21 protein-coding genes are annotated in these 25341 nt (G+C 62.4%); 12 read left to right on the top strand and 9 right to left on the bottom strand.

Annotation, left to right across the window (positions count from 1 at the left end):
- Positions 1–247 precede the first annotated feature (247 nt).
- From AC0L26_RS10180 to AC0L26_RS10170, 3 genes are all read left to right on the top strand, one after another.
- Positions 248–1021, top strand: coding sequence for an amino acid ABC transporter substrate-binding protein (locus AC0L26_RS10180; RefSeq protein ID WP_473632398.1), 774 nt, complete (start codon positions 248–250; stop codon positions 1019–1021).
- Between the two features lie 158 nt (positions 1022–1179).
- The gene (locus AC0L26_RS10175; protein ID WP_473632397.1) at positions 1180–1860 is read left to right on the top strand and encodes an amino acid ABC transporter permease; all 681 of its coding nucleotides are present in this window, start codon (positions 1180–1182) and stop codon (positions 1858–1860) included.
- On the top strand, positions 1857–2630 hold the full coding sequence (locus tag AC0L26_RS10170) for an amino acid ABC transporter ATP-binding protein (protein WP_473632396.1): 774 nt from the start codon (positions 1857–1859) through the stop codon (positions 2628–2630). The genes AC0L26_RS10175 and AC0L26_RS10170 overlap by 4 nt, the downstream gene beginning before the upstream one ends.
- A gap of 137 nt (positions 2631–2767) precedes the next feature.
- Here AC0L26_RS10170 and AC0L26_RS10165 read toward each other — a convergent pair whose 3' ends face one another.
- From AC0L26_RS10165 to AC0L26_RS10145, 5 genes are all read right to left on the bottom strand, one after another.
- On the bottom strand, positions 2768–3349 hold the full coding sequence (locus AC0L26_RS10165; protein WP_473628520.1) for a CarD family transcriptional regulator: 582 nt from the start codon (positions 3347–3349) through the stop codon (positions 2768–2770).
- Positions 3350–3714: 365 nt separating this feature from the next.
- The gene (fdxA, locus tag AC0L26_RS10160) at positions 3715–4053 is read right to left on the bottom strand and encodes a ferredoxin FdxA (RefSeq protein ID WP_095487362.1); all 339 of its coding nucleotides are present in this window, start codon (positions 4051–4053) and stop codon (positions 3715–3717) included.
- Between the two features lie 148 nt (positions 4054–4201).
- Complete coding sequence (locus AC0L26_RS10155) at positions 4202–4588, bottom strand: RNA-binding S4 domain-containing protein (RefSeq protein ID WP_473632395.1); 387 nt, start codon at positions 4586–4588, stop codon at positions 4202–4204.
- A 14-nt stretch (positions 4589–4602) separates the two neighbouring features.
- Entirely contained in the window at positions 4603–8022 is a 3420-nt protein-coding gene (locus AC0L26_RS10150) for a helicase-related protein (protein ID WP_473632394.1), read from the bottom strand.
- 689 nt (positions 8023–8711) lie between these two features.
- Positions 8712–9296, bottom strand: coding sequence for a TetR/AcrR family transcriptional regulator (locus AC0L26_RS10145; RefSeq protein WP_473632393.1), 585 nt, complete (start codon positions 9294–9296; stop codon positions 8712–8714).
- Between the two features lie 35 nt (positions 9297–9331).
- Here AC0L26_RS10145 and AC0L26_RS10140 point away from each other — a divergent pair, with 35 nt between their 5' ends.
- Positions 9332–10630, top strand: a complete 1299-nt coding sequence (locus tag AC0L26_RS10140; RefSeq protein ID WP_473632392.1) for an FAD-dependent oxidoreductase — start codon at positions 9332–9334, stop codon at positions 10628–10630.
- Between the two features lie 50 nt (positions 10631–10680).
- Here the strand turns inward: AC0L26_RS10140 and phbB are convergent, their stop codons facing one another.
- Both phbB and AC0L26_RS10130 read right to left on the bottom strand, forming a co-directional pair.
- Positions 10681–11403 carry an acetoacetyl-CoA reductase gene (gene phbB, locus AC0L26_RS10135; protein WP_473632391.1) on the bottom strand — a complete coding sequence of 241 codons (723 nt, stop codon included), beginning with the start codon at positions 11401–11403 and terminating at the stop codon, positions 10681–10683.
- A gap of 128 nt (positions 11404–11531) precedes the next feature.
- Complete coding sequence (locus AC0L26_RS10130; protein WP_473632390.1) at positions 11532–12716, bottom strand: acetyl-CoA C-acetyltransferase; 1185 nt, start codon at positions 12714–12716, stop codon at positions 11532–11534.
- A 297-nt stretch (positions 12717–13013) separates the two neighbouring features.
- Here AC0L26_RS10130 and phaR point away from each other — a divergent pair, with 297 nt between their 5' ends.
- Complete coding sequence (gene phaR / locus AC0L26_RS10125) at positions 13014–13625, top strand: polyhydroxyalkanoate synthesis repressor PhaR (RefSeq protein ID WP_354493012.1); 612 nt, start codon at positions 13014–13016, stop codon at positions 13623–13625.
- 97 nt (positions 13626–13722) lie between these two features.
- Here the strand turns inward: phaR and AC0L26_RS10120 are convergent, their stop codons facing one another.
- On the bottom strand, positions 13723–14169 hold the full coding sequence (locus AC0L26_RS10120; RefSeq protein WP_473632389.1) for a hypothetical protein: 447 nt from the start codon (positions 14167–14169) through the stop codon (positions 13723–13725).
- A 100-nt stretch (positions 14170–14269) separates the two neighbouring features.
- Here AC0L26_RS10120 and AC0L26_RS10115 point away from each other — a divergent pair, with 100 nt between their 5' ends.
- The 3 genes from AC0L26_RS10115 (at position 14270) to AC0L26_RS10105 (ending at position 17082) form a co-directional block, all read left to right on the top strand.
- The gene (locus AC0L26_RS10115; protein ID WP_473632388.1) at positions 14270–14923 is read left to right on the top strand and encodes a TetR/AcrR family transcriptional regulator; all 654 of its coding nucleotides are present in this window, start codon (positions 14270–14272) and stop codon (positions 14921–14923) included.
- A 201-nt stretch (positions 14924–15124) separates the two neighbouring features.
- Positions 15125–15907 carry a 3-hydroxybutyrate dehydrogenase gene (locus AC0L26_RS10110; RefSeq protein WP_473632387.1) on the top strand — a complete coding sequence of 261 codons (783 nt, stop codon included), beginning with the start codon at positions 15125–15127 and terminating at the stop codon, positions 15905–15907.
- A 44-nt stretch (positions 15908–15951) separates the two neighbouring features.
- Positions 15952–17082, top strand: coding sequence for a patatin-like phospholipase family protein (locus AC0L26_RS10105; RefSeq protein WP_473632386.1), 1131 nt, complete (start codon positions 15952–15954; stop codon positions 17080–17082).
- 14 nt (positions 17083–17096) lie between these two features.
- Here the strand turns inward: AC0L26_RS10105 and AC0L26_RS10100 are convergent, their stop codons facing one another.
- Positions 17097–17696 carry a TetR/AcrR family transcriptional regulator gene (locus AC0L26_RS10100; RefSeq protein ID WP_473632385.1) on the bottom strand — a complete coding sequence of 200 codons (600 nt, stop codon included), beginning with the start codon at positions 17694–17696 and terminating at the stop codon, positions 17097–17099.
- A gap of 120 nt (positions 17697–17816) precedes the next feature.
- Between AC0L26_RS10100 and AC0L26_RS10095 the strand changes: the two genes are divergently transcribed.
- The 4 genes from AC0L26_RS10095 to AC0L26_RS10080 all read left to right on the top strand — a co-directional run bounded on the left by AC0L26_RS10095 (position 17817) and on the right by AC0L26_RS10080 (position 25331).
- Positions 17817–18278, top strand: coding sequence for a (2Fe-2S)-binding protein (locus AC0L26_RS10095; RefSeq protein ID WP_473632384.1), 462 nt, complete (start codon positions 17817–17819; stop codon positions 18276–18278).
- Between the two features lie 2 nt (positions 18279–18280).
- Complete coding sequence (locus tag AC0L26_RS10090) at positions 18281–20554, top strand: xanthine dehydrogenase family protein molybdopterin-binding subunit (RefSeq protein WP_473632383.1); 2274 nt, start codon at positions 18281–18283, stop codon at positions 20552–20554.
- Positions 20555–20973: 419 nt separating this feature from the next.
- Positions 20974–22149, top strand: a complete 1176-nt coding sequence (locus AC0L26_RS10085; RefSeq protein WP_473632382.1) for an efflux RND transporter periplasmic adaptor subunit — start codon at positions 20974–20976, stop codon at positions 22147–22149.
- Between the two features lie 2 nt (positions 22150–22151).
- A complete protein-coding gene (locus AC0L26_RS10080; RefSeq protein WP_473632381.1) occupies positions 22152–25331 on the top strand; it encodes an efflux RND transporter permease subunit in 3180 nt (1059 codons plus the stop codon).
- Positions 25332–25341: the final 10 nt, after the last annotated feature.

The raw sequence follows: 25341 nt of genomic DNA, 5'->3' as shown, positions 1-25341 counted from the left end.
ACAACAGCCAAGAACGTGCCATGCGGGTGAATGGTTCCGCTGCTGATGTCGCGTGGATTGGGCTGTCAGAAAAACCCATCACGGCGGTCGCTATGTGGCGGGTTGGCGTGATTCGAACGGTTGTGAGAATTGGATTTCGGAAGTGGCTCATTTTTGAAATCTGGTTCCTTATTTTGCCAGCCCGTATCTGTCAGTTTCCGGCGCTTAGAATGTGCCGGGCACCGGCCAAGGACGGGATCACAGAAAAATGAAATGGCTTAAATCGCTCATCGTCGTCGCAACATTGCAGGTGCTGGCCGTCACATCAGGCCATGCTGGCGCCAATCTCGATCAGATCAAGCAGGCCGGTGTCCTCAAGATCGGCACCGAAGGCACCTATGCTCCCTTCACCTATCATGATGCCTCGGGCGCGTTGGTCGGCTTCGATGTCGAGATCGCCCAGGCGATCGCCAAGCGCCTTGGCGTCAAGGCCGAATTCCTCGAGGGCAAATGGGACGGGTTGATCGCCGGCCTCGATGCCAAGCGCTATGACGCCGTCATCAACCAGGTCGGCATCACTGAGGCGCGCAAGGCCAAGTATGATTTCTCCGATCCCTACATTGCTTCCAAGGCGGTGCTGATCGTGCGCGGCGACAACACCGACATCAAGAGCTTTGCCGATCTCAAGGGCAAGAAGGCGGCGCAGTCGCTGACCTCGAATTTCGGCAAGCTGGCTGAAACGAACGGCGCCGAGCTCGTCGGCACCGATGGTTTCGACCAGTCGATCCAGCTGCTTCTTACCGGCCGCGCCGACGCGACCATAAACGACAGCCTGTCGTTCCTCGATTTCAAGAAGCACAAGCCCGACGCCAATGTGAAGATCGCCGCCCAGGAAGAAAACGCCGACTATTCCGGCGTGATCGTGCGCAAGGGCGATCCGGAGCTGGTCGCCGCGATCAATCAGGCGCTGGCGGACATCAAGGCCGACGGCACCTACCAGAAGATTGCAGACACCTATTTCGGTCAGGACGTTTCGAAGTAAACGCATTTCACTGAGCGGGCCTTTTGCCGGCCCGCATGACAAGTATCGCGGCGAGCCGTCTTTGACGGCCGCCGCTTTTCGCGTGATATGACGACCGTATGATCGCGCCTCGATGCTGCCGGGCCTGTTTTGGGCGGCAATCTCGCAAGGAGGTTTTCGTGCCGCATTGGCTGCAATTGATGCTGGACTCGTTGCCCACGCTGCTATGGGCCGCGCTGATCTTCACCGTGCCGCTAACACTGCTGTCGTTCGCATTTGGTCTGTTCGTCGGGCTGGTTGCGGCGCTTGTCCGGCTGTTCGGCCCGAAGCCGCTGGTCGCCGTGGTCCGCTTCTACGTTTGGATCTTCCGTGGCACGCCGCTTCTGGTGCAGCTCTTCCTGATCTTCTACGGCCTGCCCTCGGTCGGCATCCTGCTCGACGCTTTTTCAGCCGCGCTGATCGGCTTCACGCTCAACGTCGGTGCCTATACGTCGGAAATCATCCGCGCCGTCATAGGCTCGGTGCCGAAGGGGCAATGGGAGGCGGCCTATTCGATCGGCATGACCTGGAGCCAGGCGATGTGGCGCACCATACTGCCGCAGGCCGGCCGCGTCGCGGTGCCGCCGCTGTCCAACACCTTCATCTCGCTGGTCAAGGATACATCACTGGCCGCCGCCATCACCGTGCCGGAAATGTTCCAGGCGGCGCAGCGCATCGTCGCCACCACCTATGAGCCGCTGATCCTCTACATCGAGGCGGCGGCCCTCTATCTGGCGCTGAGCTCCGTGCTCTCGGCATTGCAGACGCGCTTGGAAAAGCGGCTCAACCGCTATGGCGGCTTCCTGGAGGCGCGCTCATGATCGGTCTCACCGACATCGAGAAGCGCTTCGGCGACAACCTCGTGCTGAAGGGGGTGACCGTCACCATCGAGGAGGGCAGCGTCACCGCCCTTGTCGGTCCCTCGGGCGGCGGGAAAAGCACGCTTTTGCGCTGCATCAACCTGCTCGAGATTCCGACTTCGGGCACAGTGCGCATCGGCGACGACGCGCTCGAATTCCAACCCGGCGGCAAGGTTTCCGCAACGGCCATCCGGCGCCTGCGGCTGCAGACCGGCATGGTGTTCCAGAATTTCCAGCTGTTCCCACACCGCACCGCGATCGAGAATGTCATGGAGGGGCTGGTGACGGTGCTGAAATGGCCGACGGCGAGGGCGCGCGAGCGGGCGCTCGCTCTGCTCGAGAAGGTCGGCATGGTGCACAAGGCCGATGCCTGGCCGGCGACGCTGTCAGGTGGCCAGCAGCAACGCGTGGCGATTGCCCGGGCGCTGGCGCCATCGCCGAAAGTGCTGTTGTGCGATGAGCCGACCTCGGCGCTGGATCCGGAACTGGCGCAGGAGGTGGTCGACGTGCTCAGCCAGCTCGCCCGCGAGGGCACTACCATGGTGATGGCGACGCACGACCTGCGCCTCGCCTCCAAGATCGTGCAGGAGGTGGTGTTCCTCGACGCCGGCGCCGTCGTCGAGAAAGGCCCCGCCGCTGTTCTGTTCAGCAATCCGGAGCGCCAGCGAACCAAGCGGTTCATCGCGACGCTGAAACAGGAGGCGGAGAAGGAAGGCGGCGGCAAAAGCTAGGTCTTCGCCTGTATGCGCTGCTACTGGCCGTCGGCGGATGAGGCACGATGAGAGACTGCACCACGCTAAAGCACCCGATCCCCAAAGAAAAACCCGGCGGGAGGCCGGGTTTTTTTAAATTCTAAGACGAGAAGCGTTCAGGCAGCTTCTTCCTGCTCGGCTTCTTCGTTGTCGGCCTTGGCGCCGCGCTTCGGCCCCTTGTTGAGGTTCACCTCGATGAGACGCACCGCTTCGGTTTCCGACATGCGGTTGACGGCCGCGATCTCACGCGCCATGCGGTCGAGTGCCGCCTCATAAAGCTGGCGCTCGGAATAGGACTGCTCCGGCTGGTTGTCGGCGCGGTAGAGGTCGCGCACCACTTCCGAGATCGAGATCAGGTCGCCGGAATTGATCTTCGCATCGTATTCCTGGGCGCGGCGCGACCACATGGTGCGCTTGACGCGGGCGCGGCCCTGCACGACCTTCAACGCACGATCGACATAATCCTCTTCCGACAGCTTGCGCATGCCGATGGAAGTCGCCTTGGCAACCGGCACCTTCAGACGCATCTTGTCCTTCTGGAAGTCGATGACGAACAGTTCCAGCTTGTGGCCCGCAACTTCCTGCTCGTCGATCGAGACGATCTGGCCGACGCCATGCGCCGGATAGACGATGTACTCGCCGGTCTTGAAACCGTGACGCGCTGCATTGGACTTCTTCTGCGGGGTGATAGTTGCCATTACGCCATGAACTCCTTGGTGTGGTACCGGCATTCTGCCGGCCGAACTCGCGCGATCGGTAACCGATCGTTAGCCGCACAACGATGAACCCGCCGGAAAAGCCAGGGCCGGCAAACCGCATAATTGCGACTGCCTGCCCCAGATCACTCTGGTCCGGATTGAGAAATTCACCTTTCAGTGATTTGGGGCGTTTGCGCCATAAATCGACGTTGTGTCACCGGCATGTTTGGTTGATATAACACAAAAAGTCGGAAGAATCAAGGTTTTGCTGCACGCGCGAAGGCCATGCACGACCACCGCCTGTCAAGGCAGTTAAAGCACCATGCCCCTTACGCCGCGTTATGCTGGCTGAATCAGCGGGCTTGTCAGTCGCCCTCGCCGGGCTCGGCGGAGAAATATTTCTCGAATTTGCCGGCCTCGCCATCGAAGGATTTGGCGTCGGCCGGAGGCTCCTTCTTGGCAGTGATGTTGGGCCATTTATCAGCGTATTCGGTGTTGATTTGCAGCCATTTGTCGAGACCCGGCTCGGTGTCCGGCTTGATCGCATCGGCCGGGCATTCCGGTTCGCAAACGCCACAGTCGATGCACTCGTCGGGATGGATGACGAGCATGTTCTCGCCTTCATAGAAACAGTCGACCGGACAGACCTCGATGCAGTCCATGTATTTGCATTTTATGCAATTGTCGGTCACGACATAGGTCATCAGTCGGCTCCGGGACGTCCCGCTTTTGTTGGACTTTTTTGGTCAGGTAACGCCTTTACCTGCCGCTTGCAAGGGCAGCCGTTGCGCGCGATACCGATGTTCCGGAATGGAATTCCGGAGCGGTTGGCGCCGCGAAAGCCGTTGTGCGTCAATCTTCGCCGAATAGCCGGTCGGTTTCCCGGCGTTCCTTCTTGGTCGGGCGGCCGCTGCCGGCATCGCGCAGCGCGGGAATCGCATCGGGAACGGCCTCGCCTTTTGGCACCGGCGGTGGCGACAAATCCTCGTAGAGCAGGCGTGCTTCCTCGGCCGGGCCGCGCCGGCTCCCTGTGTCGAGCACCTTCCAGACGAAGATGCGCCGCTCAAGAGTGATGGTCAGGACGTCGCCGATCCGGACCATATCGGAGGCCTGCGCTGCTTTGTCGCGATTAATGCGGACGCGTCCGGCCACCACCAGCTTCGCTGCCAGCGAGCGCGATTTCACCGCACGCGAAAAGAACAGCCATTTGTCGATGCGCTGGCGGCCTTCAGCGACCATCGGAACGAGCGAACTTATTTCTTCAGCTGGTCGCGCAACGCGGCGAGCTTGGCGAATGGAGAATCCGGGTCGAAGCGCACGGGACGCTCCTCGCGAGGCTTAGGCTGGAACGCGGGCTTTCCACCTGGCGCGCCACCCTTGCCGTCCTGCCTGCCGCCCTTCCAGTCGGGCCGGCTTTCGCGACGATCGGAACGCTCGCCCTGCGGCTTGCCGTCGCGCCGCTCTCCCGGCTCACCCTGGGGCTTGGGCTTGAATTTGCTGCGGTCGAAGCGCGGCTTGCCGGCGCCGTCGCGGCGCCCTTCATGGGTGGGGCGGCCGCCAGGAGCGCCGGCCGGTTGCCCGCCGGTGGCATCTGCCGGCGCGTCGCCACGGCCGTCGCGCGCGGCTTGCCCGTTGCGCGGGCGAGTGTCCCTATCACGGGGTCGGTTGTCATGATGGCGGTGGCGCGGGCGCTGGTCGAAGCGGCCCTGCCGCCACAACAGAATAGGTTTTGGTTCCTCGGCCTCTGCTGGAACCTCTGGCGCGGCCTCGCCGGTGGCGACTTCCGCCGCCGCGGCAGGTTCCGCCGACATTGCCTCCGTTGCAGGCGAGGATTCGGAAGCCGGCTCTGCCGGTGCGACCTCAATCCCATCGGCTTCGGGTTCTGCTTCCGGCTGAGCCGCTGATACCGCAGGCATTTCAGCTGCGGCTTCGGCTGGAGGCAGCTCCTCTTCCGTGACCTCAGCCGGAATTTCCGGCTGAGCTTCCGCGACGGGCTCCGCTTCGGTGGCGGGTTCGGCGGTAACTTCGGCTGTGGCCTCTGCCACGGCAGCCGCTGCCGCTCCCGAACTCTCGGCCTGCGCCACGGCGGCTGCGTCCGCAATCGCGGCTTCCGCTGCCTTGGCCTGCTCGGCTTGTTCTTGCGCCGCCTGCTTGGCCGCGGCGGCTTCACGCGCGGCACTGTCCTGTGCTTCGAGCCTGGCCCTCACCTCGACCGCCGGCTTCGGCTCGGCCCGGTAGCCGAGGCCTTTCAAAATCTCTTCCATGTCGTCGGCGGTGGCGCCGAGGATCGACATCATCGGCGGCGTCACCATGAAGGACTGGCCGTCATAGGCGCCGTCGGGGCGTTGGCCGAGTCCAGGCTTCCAGTTGGTTGCGGGCCGGATCAGGTCGGCCAGCCGTTCAAGAATGTCGACGCGCACCGCACGACGGCCGAGGTTGCGATAGCCGGCCAATTTGTAGAATGTCTTATCGAATGTGGGGTCGATGACCACCGAGGTGCGGCCGGAGGCCAGCGCGTGAACCACGTCGCCAAAGCCGGGCTTGTCCTTGCCGTCGTTCTGCAGCGCCCACAACAGCGTCACCAGTCCGGCCGGGGCCGGCTTGATCAGCGCCGGGACGAAGACGTGGTAGGCGCCGAAGCGTACACCGAGCCGGCGAAGGGCGGCGCGGCCTTCCTGGTCGAGCGACTTCATCTCCTCGGCGATGTCGCGGCGGTTGATGAGGCCGAAATTTTCGACGAGCTGGAAGGCGATGCCGCGGCCGATGCCGGTGATCTGCTCGGCGTTCTTGAGGTCGACCAGCGGCTTCAGCAAGGACTCGATCTGGAAATTGACGAAGCGCTCGGCGCGCGCCGCAACCTTGTCGCGGGCGGGTCCGGTGAGTTGTTCGTCGGCCAGCAGCACAAGGCGCGGCTTCAACGGCTCGTCGCCTGCGACCAGTGTGCCGATCGGCGCGCCGATCCAGCGCAGCGTGCCGTCGGAGCCCAGCGCGATGTCGCCGTTGGCGCAAGAGCCGAAGCGTTCGGCCCGCGCCTCGAATTCGGCTGCAAGCGCCTTCTGGGCCGCTGTGCGCACCGCCTTGGCGTCCTCGCCGCCGGCGCTCTGGTCGGCAGTGAAGCGGAACCCCTGCAACTCGCCGACGTGGTGGCCTTCGACGAGGACGGTTCCGGTTGGGCTAATTTCGGCTTCAGGCATGGTATTTTCTCTAAGGCGCCGCATGAGGACGGAAGTCCTGCGGTCTACGAAGCGTTTCGTCAACCGCTCATGCAGCGCATCCGACAATCTGTCTTCGATTTCGCGCGTCTTTTCCTGCCAGTGTGCCTGATCGGCCAGCCAGCCGGGCCGGTTGGAAACGAATGTCCAGGTGCGGATCTGGGCGATCCGGTGCGACAGCGTGTCGATATCGCCCTCGGTGGTGTCGGCACGGCGCACCTGCTCGGCCATATAATTTTCATCGACATGGCCATGCCTGGCAAGGTCCATATAGATCGAGGCGATCAGGTCGGCATGCTGGGCCGGTGCGATTTTCCTGTAGTCGGGGAGAGCGCAGGCCTCCCACAACAGCGCCACGCGCCTGGCGTCGGTGGCAAGCGCCCTTATGTCCTCGTCGCGGGACAAATGCTCGAGCGCCTGCGCATCCACCGCCGGCAGCGCACGCGTCAGGCCTTCGACCGGCGCGTTGGTCTCGGTGGAACGCTTCAGCGCATCGAGGCTGGCGAAATCGAATTGCGCGGTGCGCCATTGCAGCACTTTCACCGGGTCGAACTCATGACCTTCGATTTTCTTGACCAGATCTTCGTCCAGCGGATCGACCTGGCCGGTGACGCCGAAGGTGCCGTCGCGCAAGTGCCGGCCGGCGCGGCCGGCGATCTGGCCGAGTTCCGCCGCGGTCAGGTTGCGATACTGGTAGCCGTCGAACTTGCGGTTCTGGGCGAAGGCGACATGATCGAGATCGAGATTGAGGCCCATGCCGATCGCATCGGTGGCGACCAGGTAATCGACATCGCCCGATTGGAACAGCTCCACCTGCGCGTTGCGCGTGCGGGGCGATAGCGCGCCGAGCACGACCGCCGCACCCCCTTGCTGGCGGCGGATCAGTTCGGCAATGGCATAGACCTCGTCGGCGGAAAAGGCGACGATCGCTGTGCGTCGCGGCAGGCGGGTCAGCTTCTTCGAGCCGGCATAGGCGAGATGCGACAGCCGTGGCCGCGTCACCACCGACACGCCCTTCAGCAGGCGCTGGAGAATGCCGTGCATGGTGGCAGCACCCAGCAGCAGCGTCTCCTGGCGGCCGCGCAGATGCAGGATGCGGTCGGTGAAGATGTGGCCACGCTCGAGATCGCCGGCCAGCTGGACCTCGTCGATGGCGACGAAGGCGGCGTCGGTCTGGCGCGGCATGGCTTCCACCGTGCAGACCGAATATCTGGCACCGTCGGGCTGGATCTTCTCCTCGCCGGTGATGAGCGCCACCTTGTGAGCGCCGACCTTCTCGCAGACGCGCGAATAGACCTCGCGGGCGAGCAACCTGAGCGGCAGGCCGATGATGCCGCTCTCGTGCGCCACCATGCGCTCGATGGCGAGATGGGTCTTGCCAGTGTTGGTGGGGCCGAGCACGGCGGTCACGTCGCGACCGGACAGGATCAGCGGCTCTGTATGTTTCGGGTGGATGTTCATCGACCTGGAAATAAGGCTCTCTGCCTCGCATTGTCGGGAGCGCGCCCCGCGGTGGCGCGTGTGACAGCCGACACATAGGGATTTCGGGCGCGAAGCGAAAGCGGAATGTTCCGATGGCAGGTCGAAGCGTCTCGTCCGGTGTCGTCAACCGGTCCTGATTAATAGTTAGAACGAGTCTGGAACGAATCAGCTACGAATCGCTGACTCCAACTGATTCAGGGTTTGTTCACGGCTATATCTGGATTTTTAAGCGGCGTAGCGCACCACATGCTGAATCCGCGAATTGGCCCGATTCATGCAGGGAGAACGCTGTCATTAACCTTTTGCCGGCAAGCGACGACGCGGGCCAACCGGCCCGTGCCAAGATTATGAAATTATTGATCTTTCCTAAGGAGCCTTAACTTTTCCGTCACTGATTACGGCATTCGCCGTTAACGTTCCGCCCAAAGCCGGAACGAAACGGCGACGAATCAGAGATAGCCCGGAATTCCCGTTTTGTTCACCCCAACATCTTGTGTTGTGAACAGGTTTTCCACCGAGAATCCACAGGTTGTGGAGCTGGTTTTGCACACGCGGCTGAACCGCCCTTAACCTTTGCGTGCCGCTTCGGCACATATAGGCGATGCGACCGTCGGCGGCGCAGCCGCGGCACGGCGACCAGACCCCGCGCAGCGATTCCAAGCGCTGGTTCAAGGTCCATCTCTTCCCATCGCATAGCGCTGCAGCGTAGGCCCGATATTCTGAATGATTTCGTCATGGGACAGGGCGACGACGGGCGGAAGCCGCAACAAATAGCGGCACATTGCCAGACCCAGCAACTGGCTCGAAACAAGCCCGGCCCGTCGGCCTGCGTCAGCCGGGTCGCCGACCGCCGCAACCACCGGCCTCACCTGATTGGCAAATACCTCACGCAACTTTTCGGCTGCAAATTCGTGCGATGTCGACGAGCGTAGCAGGATTGCCATGCCAGGACCGCTGGCCGGACCTTCCCAGATTTCGAGAAAACGCCTGATCAGCGTTTCGCCGAGGGCGGCTCGGTCGATCACCCGCAGTGCCGGCAATTGCAGGTCGACGACCGCGGCCCTTGCGAACAGCTCGTCCTTATTGCGGAAATAGCGGATCACCATGGCCGGATCGATCGAGGCATGCGCGGCGACGTCACGTATGGAGGCGCCGTCATAGCCGTGCTCGCCGAACAGATGCCGAGCGGCCTCAAGGATGTGGGCCCGGGTGCGGTCCGACTTGCTGGGTTTCTTCGGCTGGTTCTCGGTCATGAAAATTCATATGCCAACGACCGTTGACAAATGCAATGGGGTCGATTAGAAAGTCAACAGGTGTTGATAAATGGAGAGAGAAAATGTTGCCCGAGACAACGGAAGTCCTGATCATTGGCGCCGGCCCGACTGGCATGGCACTGTCCATCGCGCTGCATCAAGCTGGCGTCGATCACGTGCTGATCGACAGGCTGGCGCAGGGCCTGCAGAGCTCGCGTGCTGGCGTCATCCATGCGCAGACGCTGGAATCGCTTGAACCTCTAGGCGTCACGGGACGGCTGAGTGAACTTGCGCTGAAGCTGGAAAACTTCGCCATCCGCGACCGCAACCGGGCGCTGCTGAAGCTCGATTTCAGCAAGCTTCCGTCAAGACATCCCTATCTGATGATGTTGCCGCAAAATCTGACCGAGCAGGTATTCGCCGAACGGATCGCTGTCTTGGGAGGCCTCATTCATCGCTCCGTCGAGGCCAAGGCGATTGCCCGAGACGCTGACGGTGCGCATGTGACGGTGGTCGAGAACGGTCATGAGAAAGTCATATCGGCACGTTACGTCGTTGGCGCCGACGGCATGAACAGCCTGGTGCGCAAGTCGACCGGCATCGAGTTCGACGGCGCAGCCTATGATGCTTCTTTCGTGCTTGCCGATGTTCGCCTCGACTGGCCTGTCGGGCCAACCGAAGTATCGCTGTTCTTCGCACCGGCCGGGCTGGTGGTGGTGGCGCCGCTTCCGGACGGGTCGTACCGTGTTGTCGCGACAATGGATGACGCGCCGGAAAAGCCGGAGGTCGCCGATATCCAGGCGCTGCTCGACAGCCGTGGGCCAACCAGGGAAAAAACCAGGGTTCTAGACGTGGCGTGGAGCTCGCGTTTTCGCGTGCATCACCGGCTGGTCCGGTCATACCGCAAGGACCGGCTGTTCCTGATGGGCGACGCCGCGCATGTCCATAGCCCTGCGGGTGGGCAAGGCATGAACACCGGCATTATCGATGCGGTTGTGCTTGGCCAGCTGCTTGGTGATGTGGTGAACGGCGTTCGCCCGGAAGCAGAATTGGATCTCTACGAGAAGCTGCGGCGGCCGGCGGCCCAGGAAGTGCTCGAACTGGCGGGCAGAATGACCGACATGGCGCTTGCCCGTAGTCCGGTGAAGCGGTTCGTCCGGAATCTGGCGCTTTCGGTGCTGAACCTCAATCCATTTCTGAAGCGTCGCATCGCCTTGAAACTATCGGGTCTGAGCAGGACGACGCTTGCCCGGCTGCCTGCGCCTTCGCACCAGCCGGGCCTAGTCACGCGGACCGGGCTTGCCGCCAAGACAAGGGTGAAACTCGCTGCCTGACGGCCTTTGTCTGGTGCCGGCCGTGGGCCGGCACAGGGGATATCGAAGCCTCAGGTGATATACTGACCGCCATTGGCGGTGAGGGTCGAGCCGGTGATGAAGCCGGCGTCCTCGGAAGCGAGGAAGACGACGCAGCGCGCGATCTCCTCCGCCTCGCCGAGCCGGCCAATCGGGATCTGGGCGACGATCGATTCACGCACTTTTTCCGGCACCGCCATGACCATTTCGGTGGCGATATAGCCGGGGCAGATGACATTAACGGTGATGCCCGCGCGAGCACCCTCTTGTGCTAAGGCCTTGGTGAAGCCGATGTCGCCGGCCTTTGAGGCCGAGTAATTGACCTGGCCGGTCTGGCCTTTCTGGCCGTTGATCGAGGAGATGATGATGACGCGGCCGAACTTGCGGTCGCGCATGCCGCCCCACAGCGGGTGCGTCATGTTGAAGACGCCGGACAGATTGGTGTCGATGACGTCTTTCCACTGATCGCGCGTCATCTTGTGGAACATGGCGTCGCGGGTGATGCCGGCGTTGTTGACCAGCACGGAAACCGGGCCGAGATCGGCCTCGATCTGCTTGATACCGGCGGCGCAGGCATCGTAGTCGGCGACCGACCATTTATAAACTGGGATGCCTGACATCGCGTTGAATTTTTGCGCCGCTTCGTCATTGCCGGCATAATTTGCGGCGACGTTGTACCCGGCATTTTTCAGGCCGATCGAAATCGCCGCGCCAATACCGCGCGATCCACCGGTGACGAGCGCTACCCTTGTCATATTTCTCCTCCCTTTACTCCATGCGCGGCGGGCGACGAATGGGATCGCTCTGACGGCGATTGGACCCCGTTCGCCACCGACTATTTCATGGCTTGCTCAGACTTGTCTTCACGGCTTCGAATATGGCCTCACAGTGCTTCCACGCACATGGCAACGCCCATGCCGCCGCCTATGCATAGCGTGGCGAGGCCTTTCCTGGCGCTTCTGCGGCGCATCTCGAAGACCAGCGTATTGAAGATGCGGGCGCCCGAGGCGCCGACCGGATGGCCGATGGCGATGGCGCCGCCATTGACGTTGACGATGGACGGCTCCCAGCCCATGTCCTTGTTGACGGCGCAGGCCTGTGCGGCAAAGGCCTCATTGGCCTCGACCAGGTCGAGATCGCCGACCGACCAGCCGGCCTTGGCCAGCGCCTTGCGCGAGGCGGGAATAGGCCCAGTGCCCATGATCTGCGGATCGACCCCCGCGGTTGCCCAGGAAACGATGCGCACCAGCGGCGTGATGCCGCGCTTTGCGGCTTCGGCTTCGGTCATCAGCACCACGGCAGCGGCGCCGTCGTTGATGCCGGAGGCATTGGCGGCGGTCACCGTGCCTTCCTTGTCGAAGGCGGGCTTGAGCTTAGTCATCGCCTCGAGCGTGGCGCCGTGGCGGATGTACTCGTCCTGGTCGACAATGGTGTCGCCCTTCCTGCCCTTGACAGTAAAGGCAACGATCTCGTCCTTGAATTTTCCGGCCTTCTGGGCGGCCTCGGCCTTGTTCTGCGAGCCAACGGCGAACTGGTCCTGGTCGTCGCGGGTAATCTGGAACTGGTTGGCGACGTTCTCGGCCGTGTTGCCCATGTGGTAGCCATAGAAGGCGTCGGTCAGGCCGTCCTTGATCATGGTATCGATCAGCTTGAAGTCGCCCATTTTGACGCCGCCACGCAGGTGCTGCGCATGCGGCGCCATCGACATCGATTCCTGACCGCCGGCGACGATGATTTTTGCGTCGCCCTGGGCGATCTGCTGCATGCCGAGCGCGATGGCGCGCAGGCCCGAGCCGCAGAGCTGATTGAGGCCCCAGGCGGTCGCTTCCTGCGGCACGCCTGCCGCCATCGCCGCCTGCCGTGCCGGGTTCTGGCCTTGAGCCGCGGTCAGGATCTGGCCGAGGATCACCTCATCGACCTCCTTGCCGTCGACGCCGGCACGGGCGAGCGCTTCCTTGACGGCGACGGCGCCCAGTTCATGGGCCGGTGTGTTGGCAAAGGCGCCGTTGAAGGAACCGACGGGCGTGCGCGCCGCACTGGCGACGACAATGGCATTGGAAGCGGACATGCTCTTCTCCAGACTTCGAGGTCGAATTGGGGTGCGGTCAGCGACTTTTCTTGCCCTTTCCATGACCCAAGTCAAACCGGAAATGGGCATGCCGGGTATGCGCCGCAAGCAGGTTGCGCATTCGCCATGGAAACAGCCCGCCCGTTGCTGCGCAGCATATTTAGCCTGCCATGCAGCATTAATCGATCCCGCACTGCACAAACCGCTTGGAATTGTGACGCTTTTGCGCATATCCTTGAAAAGCGCAATCGTTATCGGCTGCTTACTCAAGTGTGCCGGTGTCCCGGGAGGATATTGATGGCCGCGAAAGACGAACCGATTATCATCAAGAAGTATGCCAATCGCCGCCTCTACAACACCGGCACCAGCACTTATGTGACGCTCGAGGATCTTGCCGAAATGGTCAAGAAGGGCGAGGAATTCACCGTACAGGATGCCAAGACCGGCGACGACATCACCCATCCTGTGCTGACCCAGATCATCTTCGAACTGGAGAACAAGGATGGCCAAAACATGCTGCCCATTCCGTTCCTGCGCCAGTTGATCGCCTTTTACGGCGACCAGATGCAGATGATCGTGCCGAGCTTCCTCGAGCAGTCGATGATCGCCTTCTCAAAGGAGCAAGAGCGCTTCCGCGAGCAGATGAAGGGTGCCTTGGGCAAGTCACCGCTCGACATGATGAAGATCGCCACGCCGATCAAGGCGCTGGAAGAACAGACGCGCCGCAACATGGAGATGTTCCAGAACGCCATGCGCCTGTTCACGCCCTTCCCACCCGCAGGCTCGAATGGCTCTTCTGCAGCGCCGGCAGAGCCAGCCAGGAAAGAAGCATCGGAAAAACCCGATGATCTTCAGGAGCTGAAGGAACAGATCGCCGCCATGCAGCGCAAGCTCGACACCATGTCGTGATCACCGGCCGGACAAGGTCCGGCCGAAACCATCCTCAGCGGCCCGTGTCAGAACATCTCCGCCTCGAATGAGGCAGAGAGATGCCATCCGGCCCACCCTATTTCGTCGTCACCGTCACCAGAGCGGTAACGGGTTTGCCGTCCACAAGGATGGGCTTGTGATGATCATCGGCAAGGAGGATGCCGATCACGTGCGTACCGACGGCATCCGGACAATGGCCGAAACGAGCTTTGATAAGATCGCCGCCAAAGTCGCTGTTCATGCTGTTGTACGGCCTGCCGGGGATGTTGCAGCTGTCTCCATCGGGATCGATCTTCATATGCACGTGGCCGCATTGGCTGTTGTCGCCGCATTTGCCCGCAGGGAGCAGCGTGAGGTTGCTCCTGACGACGACGCCTATTGCCTTTTCCGCATCATTGCCGAGTTCGATGACCGAACCGGCGGCCGGCCAGACGATTTCCAGGGTAAGCCGATCTTCGGCCTGGGCAGACCCGAGCGACAATAAGGAGAAAGCGAGGGCAGTCGTTGCGATGATGCGAAGCATGGTAACCTCCGTTGGTGTGTAATCACCGATTACATATGAATCGCTCAAGCGCAAGAAAATAATCGGTGATTACATTTTGGCCTTGTGCTACTGGGAAGGCATGACCAACCCCACGGATTCCGGCGAAGCCGCCAACCCCAAGCGCTATCATCACGGCAATCTGGTCGAGGCCTTGATTACTGCAACGGTGGAGATCATCGAGGAACGCGGAGCGGAGCATGTGTCCGTGCGCGAAGCCGCAAAGCGGGCCGGCGTTTCGCCCGGCGCGCCATTCCGGCATTTTCGGTCGAAAACAGCACTGCTGACCGCAGTCGCCGAACAGGCCATGAACCGGCTGACTGAGGCCGTTGCCGATGCACAGTCAAAAGTCGACAGCGCAGATCCTATCGCGGCGTTCGAAGCAATCGGACAAGGCTATCTGGAATGGGCGATCAGCAATCCCACGCATTTCCAGATCATCAGTTCCCGGACACTGATCGATTTCGACGCGTCGGATAGTCTTCGTGATCAGAATGAAGCCATTCGTCGGAAGATGATCGACCTGCTGACCCAGGCGCAACAACAGGGTCAGCTTGCTCCGGACACCGACTTCGATCATCTGGTGCTTGCCGCGCGCGCCTTTGTCTATGGGTTGGCGCGCATGGCGATCGATGGCCATTTTCCGGAGTGGCATCCGTCCGAGCCGCCGTCCCTCGCCGTGCGGAGGGCGCTGCGTCTTTTTATGAGTCGGATTTCATCCAAAACACAATCTTAGGAACATCCCAACAGGCTTCCCGGGATTGCAGACAAAACTGTTTTCATACGGCCTGTCAGGGCACAACTTCGAGTGAGAACGGCATCTTCGTGACGAAAATTTCATGTCGTCGCCGATCCGTGCCGCTGTTCTTGCGCCACACGAGACATATATGCTGCACTGCAATATGTTCCCGTTAGCACCCTACCGAAGGATTTCGCCTTGCCCAGCAGAAAAACCGCCATCGTCACGGGTTCCACCTCGGGCATCGGGCTGGCCATCGCCCATGCACTCGCGGCGGAAGGCTGCAACGTCGTTGTGAATTCCTTTTCCGACACGGCCGACGACCGGGCCATCACCGAAGCGATTGCCAAACATCACAAGGTGAAGGCCGTCTATATCAAGGCGGACATGTCGAAGCCGGCCGAATGCCGGGCGCTGGTTGCGAAGGCAGCCGAGACATTCGGTTCGGTCGACATTCTGGTCAACAATGCCGGCATCCAGCATGTCGCGCCGGTGGAAGAATTTCCGATCGAGAAGTGGGATGCGATCATCGCCATCAATTTGTCGTCGGCCTTCCACACCATCGCCGCCGCGATCCCACTGATGAGAGAAGCCGGCGGCGGCAGGATCGTCAACGTCGCCTCGGCCCACGGGCTGGTCGCCTCGCCGTTCAAGTCGGCCTATGTTTCGGCCAAGCACGGCATCATGGGGTTGACCAAGACGGTCGCTTTGGAACTGGCGCGCGACAAGATCACCTGCAACGCCATCTGCCCCGGCTATGTGCTGACGCCGTTGGTCGAGGCACAGATCCCCGACCAGATGAAGGCCAACAAAATGGACCGCGACACGGTGGTCCGCGAGGTCATGCTCGAAAAGCAGCCGACCAAGGAATTCGTCACGGTCGAGCAGGTCGCCGCTGCCGCACTGTTCCTGTGCTCGGATGCGGCAGCGCAGATCAACGGCACGCATATCTCGGTCGACGGCGGCTGGACCGCCCAGTGAATTTTGGGCGTGCGAAACAAGTCTGGACAAATAAGGGCAACGCCATGACGACAAACGGCAAGGCGGAGGAGCCCAAGAAGATCAACGTCGCACTGCAGGGTGGCGGCTCGCACGGCGCTTTTTCGTGGGGCGTGCTCGACCGACTGCTGGAGGACGGGCGGCTCGAGATCGCGGCGGTGTCGGGCACCAGCGCCGGCGCCATGAACGCGGTGGCGCTGGCCGACGGTTTCGTGCGCGGCGGCGTCGAGGGCGCGCGGCGCAAGCTCGACGATTTCTGGCGCGCGGTGGCGCTGAAGGGCCGCTTCAGCCCGGTGCAGCGCATGCCGTGGGACGTGGCCTGGGGCAACTGGTCGATCGAGAATACGCCCGGCTACCTCTTTTTCGACACCATGTCGCGGGTGTTTTCGCCCTATGTCGCCAACCCGCTCGGCCTCAACCCGCTGCGCGACGTGATCGAGCAGGAGATCGATTTCGGCAATGTGCGCGCCTGCAAGTCGATGGAGTTGTTCATCTCCGCGACCAATGTCGAGACCGGACAGTTGCGCGTCTTTTCCGATGGCGAGATCGACCTCGACACTGTGATGGCGTCGGCCTGCCTGCCGCAACTGTTCCGCGCCGTCGAGATCAAGGGCGTGCCCTACTGGGATGGTGGCTATGGCGGCAATCCGGCGCTGTTTCCATTCTTCAAGACGGCTGCCACCGAGGACGTGCTGTTGGTGCAGATCAATCCGGTGGTGCGCGAGGGGACGCCGAAGAGCGCCAACGAAATCCAGAACCGTATCGACGAGATCACCTTCAATGCCGGGCTGCTGCGCGAATTCCGCTCGATCGCCTTCGTAAAGGAGCTGATCGCGGCCGGCCGGCTGCCGCATGGCGAATATCGCGACATCCGCATGCACCGGATCGACGCCGACGAGGCGTTCAAGGACCTGTCGGCATCGTCGAAGGTCAATGCCGAATGGGCGTTCCTGACCTATCTGCGCGACCTCGGCCGCACCGCCGCCAGCGACTGGCTGGAGGAGAATTACGACGCCGTCGGCAAGCGGCCGACGCTCGATCTTTCCGGCGAGCTCGACGACGGCTTCAAGCCGGTACGTGGGCCGGCGCCGGGCCGGCGGGTGAAGGCCTTCCTCGCGGCGCGTAAGAAGCCGGAGGCGGCGCGCCGCCAGGCCTGAAGCGTTTGGGGACGTCAGCCTTTTTTCAAGGCTAGATCGATCACCCTGATCAGGGCGGCGGCGGCTTGTCGTTGCTCGTCCGGATCGCTGATGCGCGTCTTCATGCCTTCCAGCCCGTCAAGCAGCATGTCGGCCAGCAGTCTTGCCGACAGGCCTCTGGCGGTGAGGTCGGCGCCGTTTCTCCTGGCCTCGTTCTCGATTGCCGTGGCGACATGCTCGACAAGACCGCCGCGCCAGCATCCGACCAGATCGGCCACACTCGACTTCATGTCGAGGAGTTCGGCGCCATGCGGCGAGGTGACGACCGTGCGCATCATCGAGATCAGCGCTCCGTCAATGGCCCGCGTCATGCGCTCGGCGAAGGCGCCGTCCCCGGCAAGCGCCGTTTTCGCCTGCTCGATCGAACGGCCAAGCAGCATCATGGCTATGGCGCGGAAAATATCGGTCTTGTTCTTGAATTGGAGGTAGAGCGCCGGCCGCGACATGTCGGCGGCACGTGCAATGTCGTCCATGGTGGTGCGGGCGAAGCCATAGGCCAAAAACACCTTCATCGCGCCGTCGAGGATACGGCCGCGTTTGGGGTCTATGTCGGCGATGTCTTCGATCTCGATCATTGGCAAACACTATCTGCCGCAACTCTATTGACAAAATAACGAAATTTGTCAAGGTGTATAAGGACGAATGACCAGTCGGCCATTCGCCTCGGGCTGTGGACGACAACGAAGGGTATCCCCATGCGCCTCACCGTCGACGGGCAGGCATTCGACATCAATGCCGATCCGGAAATGCCGTTGCTGTGGGCGCTGCGCGACCTCATGGGCAAGACCGGACCTAAGTTCGGCTGCGGCATCGCCGCTTGCGGCGCCTGCACGGTGCATATCGACGGCCAGCCCGTCCGCTCCTGCTCGCTGCCGGTCGGTCAAGTCACCGGCGCGGTCACCACGATCGAAGGCATCGGCACCGAAGGCAAACTGCACCCAGTGCAGCAGGCATGGCTGGAAGAGCAGGTCGCCCAGTGCGGCTACTGCCAGGCCGGCCAGATCATGAGCGCGGTGGCGCTGCTCGACGAGATCGCCGACCCGACCGATGCCGACATTGACAATGCCATGGGCGGCAATCTCTGTCGCTGCGGTACCTATCCGAAGATTCGCGCGGCGATCAAACGAGCGGTCGTGCTCAAGACGGCGGGGATCTGACAATGGCCAGTATCGGAAAGATCGCCCGCCGCACGTTTCTCATCGGCGCGGCCGCCGTCGCGGGCGGCGTCGCCGTCGGCTACTATTACTACCGCAAACCCTATCCGAATCCGCTGGAAGGTGATCTCGCGGCCGGTGAAGCGACCTTCAATCCCTATGTGAAGATCGGCGCCGACAACACCATCACCGTCGTCGCGCCGAGAGCCGAGATGGGCCAAGGCATCTCGACGACGCTTGCCGCCATGGTTGCCGAAGAGCTCGATGTCAGTCTCGATCAGGTCAAGGTCGAGCATGGCCCGGCCGCCTACGCCTACTACAACGCGGCGATCCTGGAAGAGGGCGGTCCGTTCGCCTTCTTCGACGAAAGCATGACCGCCGAAGCAGTGCGCGCCGGCATGGGCGTCGTCGGAAAATTCCTCGCCCTCCAAGGCACCGGCGGCTCGGCCTCGACGCGCGACGGTTTCGACAAGATGCGGCAAGCAGGCGCCGCCGCTCGGCAGATGCTGATTGCTGCGGCCGCGCAAAAGTTCGGTGTAGCCGCGGCCGATCTGGAAACAGCCAATGGCACGGTCCTGCACAAGGCGTCAGGCAAGTCGGTGACCTATGGCGCCATCGCCGCGACCGCTGCGACGATGCCGCCGCCTGGGAATGTCAGGCTCAAGGACAAAGCCGACTGGAAACTGCTCGGCAAAGCGCAAAAACGCGTCGACATGCTGGCCAAGGTCACCGGGGCGCCGATCTTCGGCATCGACGTGACGCTGCCGGACATGCTGTGCGGCACGGTCAAGATGAGCCCGCGGTTCTGGGCCAAGCCGGTCAAGGCGGACTTCTCCAAGGCCGAGAAAATGCCTGGCGTGATCAAGATCATGCCGATCGAAACGAATTACGGCCACGGTTTCGGCATCATCGCCGAGAACACATGGGCGGCGTTCAAGGCGGCGGAGGCGATCGACGCCGAATGGGCGGATCCCGAATATCCGTTGGACAGCGCCGCCATTTCCGAAGCCTTGAAGCAGGCGCTTAGAACCAAAGGGTCGGCGATGCGCGACGATGGCGATGTCAATACCGCCTTCGCCGACGCGCCGCGCGAAAGAATAGTCGAGGCCAACTACGCGGTGCCCTATCTGGCCCATGCGACGATGGAGCCGATGAACGCCACGGCGCAATTGAAGGACGGCGTCCTCGACATCTGGTGCGGCAACCAGGCGCCGACCCTGGTGCGCCAGCTTTGCGCCAATGCTGTCGGCATCGAACAGGACAAGGTCGGCGTGCATACCACATTCATGGGCGGTGGCTTTGGCCGACGTGTCGAGGTGGATTTTGCGCTCTGTGCCGCGCTGATGGCGAAAGAAACGGCAGGCCGGCCGATCAAGGTGATCTGGACGCGCGAGGAGGACATGCGCCACGACGCGTACCGGCCGGCTTCTGTCGGTAAATTCCAGGCGCGGCTTGGCGACGACGGCATGCCAATCGCCGTCGACATGACAATCGCCTCGCCATCGCTGATAGCCAGCACCTTGCGCCGGCTGTTTCCCTCGATATCGCCGCTCGGTCCCGACAAGTCCATCGTCGACGGCGCCTACGACCAGCCCTACACGATCCCGAATTATAGGGTGACCGGCGTCGCTGCGCCCGTCTCCATCCCGGTCGGCTCCTGGCGGTCAGTCGGCAGTTCAATCAACGGGTTCTTCCATGAAGGGTTTCTGGACGAGATCGCCGTCGCCGGGAAAACCGACCCGGTCGAACTGCGCAAGCAGCTAATGGCTGCCTACCCGGCAGCGGTGAAGGTGGTCGAAAAGGTCGCCAAGATGGCGAAATGGGGCGAGGCACTGCCCGCCGGCAAGGCCAAGGGCATAGCGTTTACGCTGTCCTTCGGCAGCTGGGTCGGCGAGATCGTCCAGGTCGCCGACACGCCTGCCGGCATCCGCATCGAGAAGGTGTGGATCGCCGCCGATGTCGGCACTGCACTCGATCCCGGCATCATCGAGGCACAGCTCGTTTCCGCCGCCATCTATGGCCTGTCGGCGGCGATGGGTCAGGAAATCACCTTCGCGGACGGCATGGTCGAACAGTCGAATTTTCACGACTACGATGCCATGCGCATCTCCCAGTGTCCGGCGTTCGAAGTCGCTATCCTGGAAAATTTTCACAAGATGGGGGGTGTCGGCGAGGTCGGCACGCCGCCGGCGGCACCGGCACTCGCCAATGCCGTCTTCGCGCTGACCGGCAAGCGCATCCGGACACTGCCCTTGTCGAAGGAGGTGACCTTTGCATGAAACTGTTTCCCACCATGCTGACAGCTGCTGCCATGCTGTTTCGACGGCGCATTTCCCATCGGCATTAGCGCGCCAGGCACTGCTCCGATGACAATCAACGCAGCCAAGGACTTGCCGGAGTGGGACGGGCTTTTACACGGTGTTTCGCATTCGCGTTGGGCCGAATGCGATGTCGCGGGCGAACGGCCATGCTGGTCCGGTGCGCCTCATGGCAGCGAGCGCGTCTTGCCCGGCGAAGTAATGTTGCCGCAATTTTTCTGACTATATTGCGGTGCAACTTTGATGTAGAAGCGCAGCTCGCCGATCACGGCAAATTGAACACGGCCTTGCGCGCACCCATATCGGCGCCGCGCCCGAGTTAGAAGACGCGGTAGTTGAAGACACGGTCTGGCCGAACCCCGCGCACTGGAAAAACGACGATGCCGAAATACAGGTTTCACAAGCTTGCAGCCATTGTTGTGCTTGTTGGGTTCGCTGCCTGGATGGTGACGGGCGAGTTCTCGTCCGTCGGTAGCGCGGCCGCCGACAACGAACCCAAGGCGGGGGAGCAGCCAAAGGCGGCTGACGCGGGCAAGCCCAAGCCCACCGAGGCGGAACAGCCCAAGGCAGCCTTGCGCACCGTCGCGGTCATAACCCCGCCGCGGCGCACCTATGCGCGCGCCATTCGGATTTCCGGGCTGACCGAAGCCGACAAGCGCGCGGTCCTGGCGACGCGCGTTGCCGGCGTCATCGACAAGTTGCCCGTTAGCCAAGGCCAGCACGTCAAGACGGGCGACCTGGTGCTGATGCTTGCCGCCGAGGAAAAAATCTCGGCGGTCGACAATGCCAAGCAGCTTGTCGTGCAGCGCCAGGCAGAGCTCGCTGCAGCCCTTCGGCTGATGAAAACCGGCAATCTGCCCAAGCTGCAGCTCGATACTGCCCGCTCGAATTTGACCTCGGCGCAAGCCCTGTTGGAAACGGCGCAAGCCGAGCTCGACCGTAACGAGGTGAAGGCACCGTTCGACGGCGTCATCGACAGGGTGCCGGTGGAACTCGGCAGCTCGGTGATGCAGGGCGGCGAGGTGGCGACCATCCTGAAGCTCGATCCGGTAATTGCCCGCGGCGAAGTCAGCGAACGTGATCTCGGCTTTCTGAAGAATGGCGACAAGGCGAACGTACGTTTGGTCAGCGGCCAGAATGTCGAGGGCACGGTGCGCTATATCAGCCGCGACGCTTCCTCGGCCACTCGCACCTTTCGGGTCGAGATCGCAATCCCTAATCCCGAAGGCACCATCCCAGCCGGGATGACGGCCGAGATCGCGCTGAGCGCGCAACCGACCGACGCCGTCATGCTGCCGCGATCGGTGGTCACGCTCGGCGACAAGGGCGATCTCGGCATTCGCGCCGTCGACAAGGACGACAAGGTCGTGTTCTTCCCGATCGACCTGGTCGACGACACGCCAACCGGCCTGGTGCTCGGCGGCATCCCGGCCGATGCGCGTGTCATTGTCGCCGGTCAGGAACTGGTGACCGAAGGCGAAGTGATCAAGCCGGTCGAGGCCGACCAGGCGACCATCCAAAAGCTGTTGGGCGAAGCGACGGCCGGGACGCAGTAATCATGGATATCGTCAAAGTTGCGATCAACAATGCCCGGCTGACCATTTCAGTCCTGATCTTCCTCATCCTTGCCGGTGCGGTCGCCTACCAGTCGACGCCGAAGGAAGCGGAACCGGACGTTCCGATTCCGATGATGTATGTCAGTCTGATCTATCAGGGCATCTCGCCCGAGGATTCGGAGCGCCTTCTGCTGCGGCCGATGGAAGCCAAGCTGAAAAGCCTCAAGGGCCTCAAGGAAATGCGCTCGGCCGCCTTCCAGGGCGGCGGCTATGTCCTGGTCGAGTTCCAGCCGCAGACGGACCTGGCAACGGCGCTGCAGGACACTCGCAGCAAGGTCCAGGACGGCAAGGCCGACCTGCCGCAGGCAGCCGAGGAGCCTGTGGTTACCGAAGTCAACATCTCCGAATTCCCCGTCCTGGTGGTGACGCTGTCGGGCGAGGTGCCCGAGCGCGTGCTGACGGCGGCGGCGCGCGAATTGCGCGATCGCATCGAGGAGGTGCCTGGCGTGCTGGAAGGCTCGCTGCAGGGCGCGCGCGACGATCTCGTCGAAGTCGTCATCGATCCGATGAAACTGTCTTCCTACGGGCTGCAGCTCGAGCAGCTGATCGGCGCCGTCGGCAATTCCAACAGTCTTGTCGCCGCCGGCAACATCGAAGGGTCCGAAGGCAAATACGCGGTCAAGGTTCCCTCGCTTATCGAGACGCCGGAGGACGTCGCAAACCTGCCGGTCGTGGCCACCCCCAACGCGGTGGTGCAGGCCAAGGACATCGCCACCGTCCGCTCCACCTTCAAGGATGCCGAGACGGTCACCCGCCTCGACGGCAAGCCGGCGATCGCAATCGAGGTGAAGAAGCGCATCGGCTCCAACCTTATCGACACGATTGCCAAGGTCACGGAAGTCTCCGACGCCTTCATAAAGACCATGCCGGAAGGCATGCACGTCACCTACACGCAGGACAAATCGGTCTTCGTCAACCAGTTGCTCGGGGATCTGCAGAACCACGTGATGATCGCCGTGATCCTGGTGTTCATCGTCATTCTCTATGCCCTGTCGGGCCGTGCGTCGGTGCTGATTGGCCTCGCCATTCCATCGTCCTTCCTGATCGGCATCCTGCTGCTGGCCATGATGGGCTACACGATCAACATGATCGTGCTGTTCAGCCTGATCCTGGCGGTCGGCATGCTGGTCGACGACGCCATCATCGTCACCGAATTCGCCGAGCGGCGCATGAGCGAAGGCATGCCGAAGGCAGCGGCTTTCGAACTTGCGGCCAAACGCATGGCTGGGCCGGTCATTGCGGCGACGATGACGCGCATCGCCGCCTTTTCGCCACTGCTGTTCTGGCCGGGCATCATCGGCGACTTCATGAAATACATGCCGATCACGCTGATCGTCACGCTTTCGGCCTCGATGCTCTATGCGCTGGTGTTTGCGCCGACGCTGGGCGCCCTGTTCGCCAAGGCGCCGCCCCATGACGAGGACGACAACCGTGACGGCTGGTACATGGCCGTGGTCAAGCAGGCGGTGCGCTTTCCGGTCACCGTGCTTGTGCTCACCGTCGCGCTTTTGTTCGGTGTCGGCTTTGCCTATTCGAAATACGGCGCCGGCGTCGAGTTCTTCCCCAATGTCGAGCCTGACTACGGCCTGCTCTATGTGCACGCCCGCGGCAACCTTTCGCTCGCCGAAATGGATGCCGCCACCAAGATCGCCGAGGATCGGCTTCTCGGCTGGCCAGGCGTGAAATCGGTCTACACCCGTGTCGGCAAATCGCAAGGCGGTGGCCAGGACATACCTGAAGACGTGGTCGGGGTGATCCAATACGAATTCGTCGACTGGCGCGAGCGCAAATCGGCGAATGCGATCCTGGACGAACTGCGCGGCGTCATGGCCGGCATTCCCGGCGTCGACGTCGAGGTTCGCGTGCCCGAGGCCGGCCCGCCCACCGGTAAGCCGATCCAGATCAGGCTTTCGGCCGTCGACCCGAAAGGTCTCGACGACAAGGCGCGCGCGGTCGCCGCCCGCATTGCCAAAGTGCCCGGTGTGATCGACATTTCCGACGGCCTGCCGCCGCCCGGCGTCGACTGGGCGCTGGAGGTCGATCGCGCCAAGGCGGCACAATACGGCATCAGCCCGACGTCGGTCGGAACGGTGGTGCAACTGGTGACGAACGGGCTGAAGCTCAGTGAATATCGGCCAGCCGGCGCTGACGATGCCGTCGACATCAGACTGCGCCTGCCCGAGGACCGGCGTACGCTGTCGACACTCGACGACCTCAGGGTGCAGACCTCGCAAGGGTCGGTGCCGATCTCGAATTTCGTCGTGCGCAAGCCCGAGCCGACTGTCGGCATCCTCAACCGCATCGACGGCGCGCGCACGGTGGTAATCCAGGCCAATGTCGCCGCCGGCGAGCAAGTCGCTGCTGTCCAGCAGCAGGTCACCCAGGCTGTCGCCGACATGGACCTCGGCAGCGGCATACGCTGGAAGCTCGCCGGCTCGAACGAGGACAGCGCGGAGGCCAGCGCCTTCCTCAGCAAAGCTTTCGGCGCCGCGATCTTCCTGATCTTCATCGTGCTTCTGGCGCAGTTCAACAAGTTCACCAGCGTCTGGCTGGTGCTGTCCTGCGTGGTCATGGCGACGGTCGGCGTGTTCCTGGGACTTCTGATAACGGGAGAGACTTTCGGCATCGTCATGTCGGGCATCGGCGTTATCGCGCTGGCCGGCGTGGTGGTGAACAACAACATCGTGCTGATCGACACCTATGACCGGCTGCGTGAAGAGGGCTGGGACAAGGTCGAAGCGGTGCTGCAGACCTGTCGCGAACGTGCCCGCCCGGTCGTGCTGACGGCAGTGTCGGCAATTCTCGGCGTGCTGCCGATCGCCTTCGGCCTCGGCCTTGAAATTTTCCATCACGAGACGACGATCAACGCGCCGTCGACGCAATGGTGGATTTCACTATCCTCGGCGATCGTCTTCGGCCTGTCCTTCGCTACCGTGCTGACGCTGGTGGTGACGCCGTCGATGCTGATGGTGTTCACCCGGGCCAAGGTCAAGCCCGGCGCACGGCGCGGCTGGTTCAGCCGCCTGTTCGGGCGCGGCAAGGGAGCGATTTCATCGCCGCAGGCTCCGGAACCAGAGATCGGTACGGAGCCGCAGATAGCCTTCCCGAAGGCCGCCGAATAGGCCGATTGCT

It is taken from the genome of Mesorhizobium sp. WSM4823, assembly GCF_055811195.1.
This window is presented reverse-complemented; position numbering and strand designations above follow the sequence as displayed.